General features: G+C 46.4%; 11 protein-coding genes. 4 read left to right on the forward strand and 7 right to left on the reverse strand.

Annotated features, from left to right (window positions below; all coding sequences use genetic code 11):
* The 5 genes from NE638_RS11815 to NE638_RS11835 form a co-directional block, all read right to left on the reverse strand.
* Positions 1-756: a formate/nitrite transporter family protein gene (locus tag NE638_RS11815; protein WP_173746252.1), complete on the reverse strand. Its 756-nt coding sequence runs from the start codon at positions 754-756 to the stop codon at positions 1-3.
* Positions 757-937: 181 nt separating this feature from the next.
* Positions 938-1,174 carry a DUF3343 domain-containing protein gene (locus NE638_RS11820; RefSeq protein ID WP_173746254.1) on the reverse strand — a complete coding sequence of 79 codons (237 nt, stop codon included), beginning with the start codon at positions 1,172-1,174 and terminating at the stop codon, positions 938-940.
* Between the two features lie 99 nt (positions 1,175-1,273).
* Complete coding sequence (asd, locus tag NE638_RS11825) at positions 1,274-2,359, reverse strand: aspartate-semialdehyde dehydrogenase (RefSeq protein ID WP_015525720.1); 1,086 nt, start codon at positions 2,357-2,359, stop codon at positions 1,274-1,276.
* A 93-nt stretch (positions 2,360-2,452) separates the two neighbouring features.
* Positions 2,453-3,832 carry an argininosuccinate lyase gene (argH, locus tag NE638_RS11830; RefSeq protein WP_173746256.1) on the reverse strand — a complete coding sequence of 460 codons (1,380 nt, stop codon included), beginning with the start codon at positions 3,830-3,832 and terminating at the stop codon, positions 2,453-2,455.
* 151 nt (positions 3,833-3,983) lie between these two features.
* Positions 3,984-4,649, reverse strand: coding sequence for an epoxyqueuosine reductase QueH (locus NE638_RS11835; protein ID WP_092069260.1), 666 nt, complete (start codon positions 4,647-4,649; stop codon positions 3,984-3,986).
* A gap of 129 nt (positions 4,650-4,778) precedes the next feature.
* On the opposite strand from NE638_RS11835, the gene NE638_RS11840 reads away from it, so the two are divergent.
* Both NE638_RS11840 and NE638_RS11845 read left to right on the forward strand, forming a co-directional pair.
* On the forward strand, positions 4,779-5,546 hold the full coding sequence (locus NE638_RS11840) for an ABC transporter ATP-binding protein (protein ID WP_044961273.1): 768 nt from the start codon (positions 4,779-4,781) through the stop codon (positions 5,544-5,546).
* On the forward strand, positions 5,539-6,333 hold the full coding sequence (locus NE638_RS11845; protein ID WP_022426268.1) for an ABC transporter permease: 795 nt from the start codon (positions 5,539-5,541) through the stop codon (positions 6,331-6,333). Before NE638_RS11840 ends, NE638_RS11845 begins: the two co-directional genes overlap by 8 nt.
* Positions 6,334-6,362: 29 nt before the next feature.
* On the opposite strand, the gene NE638_RS11850 is transcribed toward NE638_RS11845, so the two are convergent.
* Together NE638_RS11850 and NE638_RS11855 are read right to left on the reverse strand one after the other, a co-directional pair.
* Positions 6,363-8,789: a putative bifunctional diguanylate cyclase/phosphodiesterase gene (locus NE638_RS11850; RefSeq protein WP_022426269.1), complete on the reverse strand. Its 2,427-nt coding sequence runs from the start codon at positions 8,787-8,789 to the stop codon at positions 6,363-6,365.
* Between the two features lie 159 nt (positions 8,790-8,948).
* Positions 8,949-9,602 (reverse strand): DUF3786 domain-containing protein, encoded by a 654-nt coding sequence (locus NE638_RS11855; RefSeq protein ID WP_015525717.1) that lies wholly within the window; start codon positions 9,600-9,602, stop codon positions 8,949-8,951.
* 356 nt (positions 9,603-9,958) lie between these two features.
* On the opposite strand from NE638_RS11855, the gene NE638_RS11860 reads away from it, so the two are divergent.
* Positions 9,959-11,098, forward strand: coding sequence for a glucose-1-phosphate adenylyltransferase (locus NE638_RS11860; protein WP_059086314.1), 1,140 nt, complete (start codon positions 9,959-9,961; stop codon positions 11,096-11,098).
* Between the two features lies 1 nt (position 11,099).
* Positions 11,100-12,221, forward strand: a complete 1,122-nt coding sequence (gene glgD, locus NE638_RS11865) for a glucose-1-phosphate adenylyltransferase subunit GlgD (RefSeq protein WP_118514924.1) — start codon at positions 11,100-11,102, stop codon at positions 12,219-12,221.
* The last annotated feature ends 34 nt before the right edge of the window (positions 12,222-12,255 follow it).

Consider the following 12,255-nt stretch of genomic DNA (forward strand, 5'->3'; position numbering starts at 1 on the left):
CTATTTATCTGCACTCATCTTTCTAAGCGGCCATGCCAGAAGCACAGCTCCGCCAACTATATTTCCCAGTGTTACGATCACCATGCTTTTAAGCATAGCGCCGACAGACAATCCTGGCACCATACAGAATGCAACTGTAAAAATACCCATATTTGCAATACAATGCTCAAATCCGCTGACAACGAAACCTGAAATACAGATCACGATCATCAGGAACTTGCCCGACTCACTCTTCAGCTTAATGCCGCAGAGAACAGCAAGACAGACGAAGAAATTACAAAGTACCGCACGGAAAAACATCTGTCCTGCCGGAATACTCAGTTTTCCGTTTATAAATCCTGCAAAATAATCTGCTGTACCGGACGCTCCGGCACCTGCAAAGATCAGCGCCAGGATCAGGCATCCCACAAAATTGCCGATGTAACTGATTCCCCAGACCTTGCCTACGTCTTTCCATGATACGCTCTTGTCATACGCACCAAAAGCCATTACCAGATTGTTACCGGTAAACAGCTCTCCTCCTACCATTGCGATCAGCAGGACCGCAATAGAGAACACGATGGCTCCAAGGAATTTCCCCCATTCCGGGAATGTCTTGGAAAATACATTTCCAACAACGTTACTGTAGATCATCGCCACATCAATAAAAAATCCGGCCATGATCGCCCGCATAAAGAATTTTCCGAAATTGCTGTTCAGTAAGTTTATCTTACCCTTCGCAGCGGTTGACAGTTTCTCTACATCCTCCCTGTTCATAAATAGCACCTCCACATATTTTTAGCAAGCGTGGCACTTTGTTGCTGCTTCTTTGTTCACAGCAACACGCTTTCCGGAAATCTGCTTGTTATATTGTAACACTTTACCAATTATTTAACAATAAAAATGCGAAAATTTTCAAAAATTTCCGTTTTGTTACATACAACAAACAATATCCGTTTTATACCAGAACACGATAGATGCCATCCCAGGCCAGTTCCTTTTTTTTCAGGAATTTTTCTGTTTCCTCCTCTGATTGCTCCACGCATTTCCATGCCAGTCCGCACTGGGCACTGATCTCTGAAGGGATCGGGATCAGCCTTCCCGGAAATTCGGATTCCTTGGCCGTTCTTTCCATTTTCATGGCAGCCGTGGTTGTGGGAAATGTCACAACTGTAGTAATTACTTTTCTGCGCATATCTCCTTTGTTCCTTCCACATACGCAAAAACAGGACACCGGAAAAACCGATATCCCGTTTCTGATGATTTTCTTTATTTCCTGTAAAGGATCCAGTTCTTATTTAGCCTGGATATATCCTTTCGCTTTCAGAGTTTCTGCACAGAGAACTGCTCCGCCTGCGGCACCTCTTACTGTGTTATGGGAAAGTCCGATGAACTTGTAATCATAAACAGTATCCTCACGAAGACGTCCTACAGATACTCCCATTCCATTCTCATAGTTTACATCCATCTGTACCTGCGGACGGTTGTCCTCCTCAAGATACTGGATGAACTGCTTCGGAGCGCTTGGAAGCTCAAGCTCCTGCGGAAGTCCCTTAAACTCAACCAGCTTCTGGATCAGCTGCTCTTTGGTAGGTTTCTTGCGGAATTTAACGAATACAGCTGCTGTATGTCCGTTGAGGACCGGAACACGTACACACTGGCATGTGATGACAGGTGTGGTAGCCGGAACGATCACGCCGTCCTCGATCTTGCCCCAGAGTCTTAATGGCTCCTTCTCACTCTTCTCTTCCTCACCACCGATGTACGGAATGATGTTGTGCTCCATCTCCGGCCAGTCCTTGAAGGTTTTTCCTGCTCCGGAAATAGCCTGGTATGTAGTGGCAACTACTTCATACGGCTCGAACTCTTTCCATGCGGTAAGTACCGGAGCGTAGCTCTGGATAGAGCAGTTCGGTTTAACAGCTACAAAGCCGCGTTTTGTTCCGAGACGTTTCTTCTGGAATTCGATAACCTCGAAGTGCTCCGGATTGATTTCCGGAACTACCATCGGAACGTCCGGTGTCCAGCGGTGTGCGCTGTTGTTGGACACAACCGGTGTCTCTGTCTTTGCATATTCTTCCTCGATCGCCTTGATCTCATCCTTAGTCATATCAACTGCGGAAAATACAAAGTCAACAGTAGCTGCAACCTTCTCAACCTCGTGGATATCCATAACAACCAGCTTCTTTACTGCCTCCGGCATCGGAGTATCCATTTTCCATCTGCCGCCTACAGCCTCCTCGTAGGTCTTGCCTGCGCTTCTCGGGCTTGCCGCTACAGTAACCACCTCAAACCACGGGTGATTCTCCAGAAGAGAAATGAATCTCTGACCAACCATTCCAGTTGCACCTAAAATACCGACTTTAAGCTTTTCACTCATAATAAAACTCTCCTCATCTTGTGTCCCTCCATGGCACACATTTGTCTTTTCTGTAAATACTATACCAATTTTTCCTAAAATGCAAGCATTATCTTAATTTTTTTCAAGATATTCTTTATTCTGAGCGATCACCTGCTCCATCACGTCCGGTCCCGGCGCTCCCAGAGTCACACGTTTTTCCACGCAGGTCTTCATACTGATGGCTTCATAGATGTCCTTCTCAAACACAGGACTGATCTCTTTGTACTCGGAAAGCGGAAGCTCATCCAGAGAGATTCCCTTATCCAGACAGAGAAGGACCAGTCTTCCGACGATGCCGTGAGCATCACGGAACGGTACACCGTGGTTAACCAGATAGTCTGCTGCATCTGTGGCGTTTGTAAAGCCTCTCTTTGCACTTGCCTCCATGTTGGCTTTGTTGAACTGCATAGTGGAAACCATGCCGGTAAACAGGGCGATACAGCCCTTTACGGTGTCGATGGCATCAAAGGTCAGCTCCTTGTCTTCCTGCATATCTTTGTTGTATGCAAGCGGGATTCCCTTCATGGTTGTGAGAATAGATGTCAGCGCTCCGTAAACACGGCCTGTTTTTCCACGGACAAGCTCTGCGATATCCGGATTCTTCTTCTGCGGCATGATACTGCTGCCTGTGCTGTATGCGTCATCGATCTCAACGAAACGGTACTCATTGGAATTCCACAGAATGATCTCCTCTGAAAAACGGCTCAGATGCATCATGATCGTAGAAAATGCACTGAGAAGCTCGATGACATAATCTCTGTCAGATACGGAATCCATACTGTTTCTGGTTGGTGCATCAAAGCCGAGAAGCTCTGCAGTATAGGCACGATCCAGCGGATAAGTGGTTCCTGCCAGTGCTCCCGCTCCAAGCGGACAGGTATTCATTCTCTTACGGATATCAAAAAGTCTGTCACGGTCTCTGCGGAACATCTCAAAATATGCGCCTACATGGTGTGCCAGAGTTACCGGCTGTGCCTTCTGAAGGTGGGTAAATCCCGGCATGTAGGTGTGAACATTCTCTTCCATGATCTTCTGCAGGGCAAGAAGAAGGTCCTTCAGCTCCTTATCTGTCTCATCGATCTCGTCGCGGACATAAAGCTTCATATCCAGAGCTACCTGGTCATTACGGCTTCTTCCTGTGTGAAGCTTCTTTCCGGCATCTCCGATACGGTCGATCAGGTTTGCCTCCACGAAGCTGTGGATATCCTCATACTCCGCTGTGATCTCCAGCTTGCCTGCTTCCACGTCTGCAAGGATACCGTCCAGTCCTTCTGTGATCTGCTCCTTTTCTTCCTCTGTCAGGATTCCCTGTTTTGCAAGCATGGCAACATGTGCCTTGCTTCCACGGATATCCTGTCTGTAAAATTTTTGATCAAAGGAAATGGATGCGTTAAAATTGTAAACCAGCTTGTCCGTTTCTTTTGTAAAACGGCCTCCCCATAACTGTGCCATATTGATTCTTCCTCACTTTTCTTTTTTGCGGCAGAACTGTCTTCTCCGGACATACACGAGCTCCGTCTCCCGGACGTCTGCACTTTTCTGTGTTAGTGTAACATATTTTTATAAAAATGCAAAGTTTTTCATAATTATACGTTTGCTGTCTTCAGCCGTTGTTACTGTTCACTCGGTTCTCAGTAACCAGCCGTTCTCTGTCCATGGCTTCTTTCTTTGAAAATACACAGCCGCAGTAATTCTGCCGGTACAGAGCATGCTCATGAGACAGTTCAATAGAACGCTTGTAGCCATTCTTTTTCTTAAAATCCGAAGTCAGATGTGGCACTTTATAGATTTCTGCCAGCTCCTCGCCAATCTCATTGATCTTCTGTGCATTTTTCAGCGGACTGATACTTAAGGTTGTGGTGAAATAATCATATCCGCCCTCCTTCGCCAGCTTTGCCGCCTCTTCCATCCGCAGGCGGTAACACCGAAAGCACCTCTCTCCTCCTTCCGGAACATCTTCCAGGCCTTTTGCCATCTCATAAAATTCCTTCGGGTCATACCGGCCCTCCATAAGAGTTACCGGATGGACAAATTCCATCTCCCCGATCAGGCGGCGGATCTCAGCCACGCGGTGTGAATATTCCTCCACCGGTGCGATATTGGGATTATAAAAAAATATCGTGATTTCAAAATACTGCGACAGATATTCCATCACATAGCTGCTGCATGGCGCACAGCAGGCATGCAGAAAAAGTCTGGGGGTTTTCCCTTCTTTCTGGTTTCTTTCAATCAGTTTATCCAGTTCTTTCTGGTAGTTTCTCTTGTTCAATGTTTGTAATTCCTTTCTCTATGACCGTTTTCAGGCAGACATCAAAGTATGCATCTCTGCCATTGGCCTTCTCATGTTTCAGACATATGATAATATTATACCATTATCTACGAAAAGGAGGCAACATCCATGAATCCTGTCCTGAAAGTGCGGGACGTGTGTCTCTCCTATCACACATTGTCCGGTGAGACACCCGCCCTTTCTCATATATCCTTTGACCTGATGCCCGGTGAATTCCTGTCCATTGTAGGACCTTCCGGATGCGGAAAATCCACTCTTCTGAATCTCATTGCCGGCCTGCTCACTCCGGAACACGGTTCCATTACTCTGGGAAACCGTCCGGTATCCTCCGGCAGTGCCGCTGTAGGATATATGCTCCAGAAGGATCATCTTCTGGAATGGCGGAGCATCTACAAAAACATCCTTCTCGGCCTGGAGATCCGGAAAGAGCTCACACCTGAAAAGCTGGCACATGCAGAAGCCCTTCTTCAGACCTACGGTCTGGACCGTTTCCGTGATGCCCGCCCTTCCCAGCTTTCCGGCGGTATGCGCCAACGTGCCGCTCTGATCCGGACCCTGGTGCTGGAACCGGAGCTCCTTCTTCTGGACGAACCATTTTCCGCTCTGGATTACCAGACACGCTTAAATGTCAGTGATGATATCGGAAAAATCCTCAAAAGCTCCGGCAAGCCTGCGATCCTGGTCACTCATGACATCTCCGAAGCCATCAGTATGGCCGACCGGGTACTGATCCTTTCTGCACGTCCTGCCACTGTACGAAAGATCATTGATATCGATCTGGATATCAGCGACCGCACTCCCCTCTCCTCCAGAAATGCTCCGGATTTTAAGAAATATTTTAACATCATATGGAAGGAGCTCAATGAAAATGCCTGAAATTTCCAGACAGCAGAAACAATATCTTGCACGGCAGAAAAAAGAAAAACACATTATCCTGGCTGCACGGACACTTCTTTTTGTTCTGTTTATGGGACTTTGGGAAATATCCTCTGATCTTGGATGGATCGATTCCTTTATCTTCAGCAGTCCTTCCCTGATCGCAAAGACCTTTCTTTCCATGTGCAGGGATCAGTCCCTGTTTGCACATATTGCCGTGACACTGGCAGAAACTCTTGTCAGTTTCTTTTTTGTTGTGATCCTGGGTGTAGGAACCGCAGTACTTCTCTGGTGCTCCCGACGGATCGCACGGATCCTGGAGCCATGTCTGGTGGTACTGAACAGTCTCCCGAAATCTGCTCTGGCCCCTCTTCTGATCGTATGGCTTGGTGCCAACGAACGTACCATTGTAGTCGCCGGCATGTCTGTAGCCATCTTCGGCTCCGTTATCAATCTGTACTCCGGTTTCTGCCAGGCAGATCCGGAAAAGCTGAAGCTGATCGAAACTCTGGGGGGACACAAAAAGGAAAAGCTTCTGAAGATCGTCCTGCCCTCCTCCGTTCCTCTTATCCTGAGTGTGATGAAGGTCAACATCGGGCTTTGCCTGGTAGGCGTGATCATCGGAGAATTTATCGGTGCCCGAAAAGGTCTGGGATACCTGATCATTTACGGAAGCCAGACATTCAGACTTACATGGGTCCTGATGTCCATTGTGATCCTCTGCATCATTGCCATGCTGCTGTATTTTGCACTTTATCTTATTGAAAAACAGGTCCGGAAGCATTAGCTGTAAAAAGGGCGTGTAAAAATGATCTCTCATTTTTTACACGCCTCTTTTGCTCTTATAACCTTTGTTTCAAAGTTTTCCCACGGCAAAGGCCGTGCATAATAAAAGCCCTGGATCTCATCGCAGCTCAGGCTTCGCAGGATCTCCACCTGTTTTGCTTTCTCCACGCCCTCGGCAAGAACCTTCATTCCCAGGCTGTGTGCCAGCGAAATGGTATGACGGATCACCTGCTGCCCACGAAAATTCTCTATGTAATCGATCAGACTTTTATCCAGCTTCAGAGTATCGAATGGCAGCTGGTTCAGGCTTGTCATAGATGAATAGCCGGAGCCAAAATCATCCATATGCAGCTCGAATCCTGCATCCACCATCTTCTCTATGAGCTTACTGATCCGATCATTATACAACGCAGCAGTTTCTGTCAATTCAATGGGAACAGAAGAAAACGGAATGCCATTTTCTTCCACGATCTTCACATAACGACAGATCATATTATCGTAATGGATACTGGCACGTGACAGATTCACCGAAATCGGAAGTATCTTTTTCCCTGATCTTATACGTTCCCCCTGGATGCTGCATACCTTTCGGAAAACATATTCATCAAGGCGTACGATCAGACCATCCTTCTCAAAAAGAGGGATAAATTCTCCCGGCGAAACCATAGTTCCTTCCGCTCTCTTCCAGCGCACCAGTGCCTCTGCCCCAACGATTTCTTCTGTCTCCACACTGTATTTCGGCTGCAGGTAGACTACGAATTCTTCATTGCGTATAGCCTCCACGAAAGCATTCTCCATCTGTCCGTTACGGATATGCCTCTTTCTCATCTCATCATCATAAAAAGCGATCTGGTGCTCATAGTCATCCCGGATACTCTTCATGGCCAGAAAAGCCCTGTCACAGATCAGGGTAAAAGGCAGTGTCTTATCCACATTCTCATAGACCCCATAGTTGACCACCAGATTAGGAATCGGTGCTCCACTCTCGACCCTGTGGATAAATTTCTCCATATCTGTCATACGGATCTCTTTCTTTCCATATATGATGGCTACAAACTGGTCTCCTCCATATCTGCCCACCGTCCCGTAGCGAACCTGATTTCTATACGTATCTCCCAGATAGGTAAGAACCTGATCACCGGTCTTCTCTCCATAGGTTCCGTTGATCCATTTAAAGTTCTTTATATCTGCCACCACCACATGAAAATCCTGATTCGTATTAAAGCGCATCAGCGTCTTTGCATGATGGAAAAAGGCCTGTCTGATATAAAGCCCTGTAAGATCATCATATTCCAGAGCTGAGAGTACCATCACGGACTCTCTCAGCTTGATCACATTGTTGATCTTACTTTTTAATATACGGACATTATACGGTTTCCGTACAAAATCCACTGCTCCCAGTTCCAGACATCGCACCTCATCCTCCAACCGGTTACTTCCGGTTATGATGATCACAGGCACAGAGGTCAGCATCACATCATCACGGATCAGCTCCAGAAACTGAAATTCATCACATACCGGCACACTCATATCAAGAAGAATTGCAGAAAGGGTTTTGTAATTCTCAGACAGACGCTTCATCCCCTCTGCTTCATTCATCGCAGAGATAACCTCAAAACTGCCCTCCAGATGTTCTGTAAGCGCTTTCCGATCCGTCTCGTCATTCACTACAATAAGAAGTTTTCTTCCGGATGCTGTTCCTCCTGGTTCCAGTATGGCCTCCATCTCACTGTACCGTACATCCATATCCTCATTGGCAAAAGCAAACACCACGGTCTGAAAATCCTCAGCCGTTCCTACCCTGGCACATTTCACATAGAAATATTCAATCCTCCCGTTGCTTCGGCGTACACGATAATGTACCATCAACTGGGGAATCCTTGTAAGACGTTGGCATATCTTCTCAAAATCCATCATCTGATGCATCCGGATCCTGTCCTCTGCCGCAACACTGCTCTCAATATAAATATCCATGATCTTCTCATAGGATTCATCCCTGCGAAGTCCCTCCTCCCCATAAGCTCCACTCTGCCCCTGGAAGCGGCATACCTGGACCTTATGAGTCTCTCTGTCAACAGAGTAGATATTGATAAAATTTTTTCCGAGAACATTAATGATCCCCATAAGAATCGGATTCTCCATCATTCCGCTGCTGATCTCATCATTCGTCTCTGTATCCGAAAAAACAAGGGCATGTCCTGTCCCGCCGGATTCCAGCGGAATCTCCACAGCATCAACCGAACGCAGGATATTCCGTCCCGGTTCCAGATAATTCTTCGGACCTTTGATCCCGTTAACGACCGGACAGATCTCACAGGGAGTTTCTCTGTTTCTCAGACAGTGATAGCATTTCTCGCCCCTCTTCAGCTGCGGATAGATCTCACGTGCTGCCAGGTTATAGCTGATAATCTTATAATCCTCATCTATGACATACATTCCCGATGCATTTTTCCCCACGAGCATCACCTCCGGATTCGTAAATTTCTCATAGATCCTTCGTGACAGTTACTGTCTCAAAATCCTTAAATATTCCTTCATTATATACGATTTTTCTGATAACTGCAATTATCTTTCGTATTATTTATTTTTCATATTGGTTTTATTATATTTCGGTTATCAGCGCATCTGAAAAGATTTCCCCCTGAGCGGAACCCCGGCAAGCTCCGCAAGCCTTTTGATCCCGGAATCTGCTATGGATACCGCACTCTCCACATGATTGAAATCTGTGGCACTGTAATCAAACAGGATATTTCCCTGTGCTTCAAACTCCTCGTCCCGTTCCCAGAAAAAGAATCTCATAGGCATACAGTCAAAGGCCCTGATCTCATATCCCACATCACCCTGGGGCAGTTCCCTGCCGTCAAGCTTCTGAAACGCCTCCCTCAATTCCTTTTCATGGCCGGAAAATGTAGCACTGAACACATCCGTCTCTCCGATCTGATACGCCGGCGCAAATGGTCTTGCATTCCTGAGATCTGCAAAAGGGACCCACTTATCCATAATAAAAGCCCCCTCTTTCGCATACCCCAGAAGCGTATAAATATTCAGCATCTCCGTAGTATCCGGTTCTCTCTGTCCATCCAGGCTCCGGATACTGCCGTCTTCCAGACTCACCCCATATCTTCTTCCGAAATGAATGATCGTGAGAAACCCGTTTTCTTCCTTCAGTTCCGGCACCCGTTTATGCAGATCTGCCTGATCCATCTTCAAAAAGCGTTGTGCCCACTCTTCACATAGTTTTACATAGTTGGAAATTCTTTCTTCTTTCATCCTGTCTTCTCCCTGTCTGATATCGATATCCTTTCTCCGCTGTATTCCGGACTTTTTTTACAGAATACACTGCTTTCACATTTTCCGCAAGAATCTTCGCCGATGTATCCGAAATCCGGCTATTTTCAGTGTTACTGTTTTTTCAGCATCCCGGAACCTTCTTAAGCGTTTCTTTTTTTCGACAGATCATCCATCAATTTTCCCAAATCCGTCTAATTTCCCAATATAAAAATAACGTTTTTTTGCACAAAAAACTGGATTTTCTTTTTCAAAAGGTGTATAATATTAACAAAGTTTATTGTTTTTATGGTTAAAGACACCTGGCAGTAAACAAGAAATGAAAGTGAGGATTCGCCATGAAACAAAACAGTATGTTAGCAATGATCCTGGCCGGTGGAAGAGGAAGTCGTCTTCACGAGTTGACGAATAAAGTTGCCAAGCCAGCCGTTGGTTATGGCGGTAAATACCGTATCGTGGATTTTCCGCTCAGTAACTGTGCCAACAGCGGCATTGATGTCGTAGGTGTACTGACACAGTATGAATCAGTTTTACTGAACAGCTATGTAGCAGCCGGTGGCCGCTGGGGCCTTGATGCCAAGGACAGCGGAGTTTATGTACTTCCTCCACGTGAGAAGGCTGATGCCGGTCTGGATGTATACCGTGGAACAGCTGATGCGATCTCTCAGAATATTGATTTCATCGACTCACAGAACCCGGAATACCTTCTGATCCTTTCCGGTGACCACATCTATAAGATGAATTATGCAAAGATGCTTGATGACCATATCCAGCATAAGGCAGATGCGACTATTGCAGTTATCGAGGTTCCCATGAAGGAAGCCAGCCGTTTCGGTATCATGAACACCGGTGAAGATGACCGCATCGTGGAATTTGAGGAGAAACCGGAACACCCGAAGAGCAATCTTGCCTCCATGGGTATCTACATATTCAACTGGAAGCTTCTGCGCAAGCTCCTGCTGGCTGATATCAAGAATCCTGATTCCAATCACGATTTCGGTAAAGACATCATCCCTACACTCCTTGCACAGGACAAGGCACTCTACGCCTACAAGTTCAAAGGCTACTGGAAGGATGTAGGAACCATCGATTCTCTCTGGGAAGCAAACATGGATCTTCTCAGTCCAAACAGTGAACTGGATCTTAACGATCCTACCTGGAAAATCTACACTGAGGATGCTACCTCTCTTCCACAGTATATCTGTGATACAGCTGTGATCAACACTGCTTTCATCACTCAGGGCTGTGTTGTAGAAGGTGAGATCACCAACTCCGTACTTTTCACAGGTGTCAAGGTCGGTCCTGGTGCCAAGATCATCGACAGTGTCCTGATGCCGGGTGTTGTTGTTGAAGCAGGTGCCGTTGTCCAGCGTGCTCTCGTTGCAGACGGAGTCGTGATCGGTACCAATGCTCGTGTCGGTTCCAAGGACAGTGAGCACATCGAACTTGTATCAAAACGTGTAAAGGGGGCTGAGTAATATGTTTAAAGCATTTGGAATCGTGAATTCCTCAGAAAGAAATATCCATGTGGAGGGGCTTCAGGACTACCGTGCGATCGGCGCCTTTTCATTTCTCGGAAGATATCGTGTCATCGACTTCCCGATCTCAAATATGACCAACAGCGGAATTGAGTACATTCAGGTCTATGTAAAGAACAAACCCCGTTCTCTTGTAGAACATCTCGGAACCGGACGTCACTATAACATCAACTCCAAGAGCGGTAATCTCCAACTCCTCTTTTCAGAGCATTTCGGAGTCAACGATATCTATAACACCGATATCGACAACTACTACTCCAATCTGGAGTGCATCGAAGCAGTTCATTATCCGTATGTTGTTATCGCTCCGAATTACATGATCTACACCACCGACTATTCCAAGCTGATCGATGCCCATATCGAATCCGGTGCAGATGTGACCATGCTTTATCATTCCGTTGATAATGCCAAGGAGAACTATCTGAACTGCCACATCCTGAACCTGAACCGTCAGAAGGGTGTTCTCTCCATTGAGCACAACCACGGCAATGCAAAGAACCGCAACATTTTCATGGATACCTACGTAATGAGCAAGGAGCTTTTCATCAGCCTCATCCATAAGGCAAAAGAGATTTCCTCTCTTTATACCCTTGCAGACGTGATCAATGCCGGCTGCAGAGACGGTGAGCTGGATGTGCGTGGTATATCTCATCGCGGATATTTTGCATCGATCACTGATTTCAAGAGCTATCACGATGCAAATATGGATCTGATCGACTACAAAACTGCAACAGATCTTTTCCATGATAACTGGCCGATCTATACACGCACCAATAACTCCTGCCCGACCCATTATTTTGACACAGCTAATGTTTCCAACTCCGTTATCTCCAACGGCTCCATGATCGAGGGAACTGTAGAGAATTCTATTGTCGGACGTGGCTGTACCATCAAAAAGGGCGCTGTTATCAAGAACTGTGTAGTTCTTGCAGACTGCACCATCGGTGAAAATGTCCATATCGAAAATCTGGTCGTAGACAAGCATGCCAAGATCACACATGCCAAGGAGATCATCCGTCCTGCAGATGAGCCCGGCTACATCAAACGTAACGATACACTGTAATATTCATATATAATAAGGCCTCCGGTTCCTGTAT

This window comes from Blautia sp. MSK.18.38 (genome assembly GCF_024460535.1).
GTDB lineage: Bacteria > Bacillota > Clostridia > Lachnospirales > Lachnospiraceae > Blautia_A > Blautia_A fusiformis.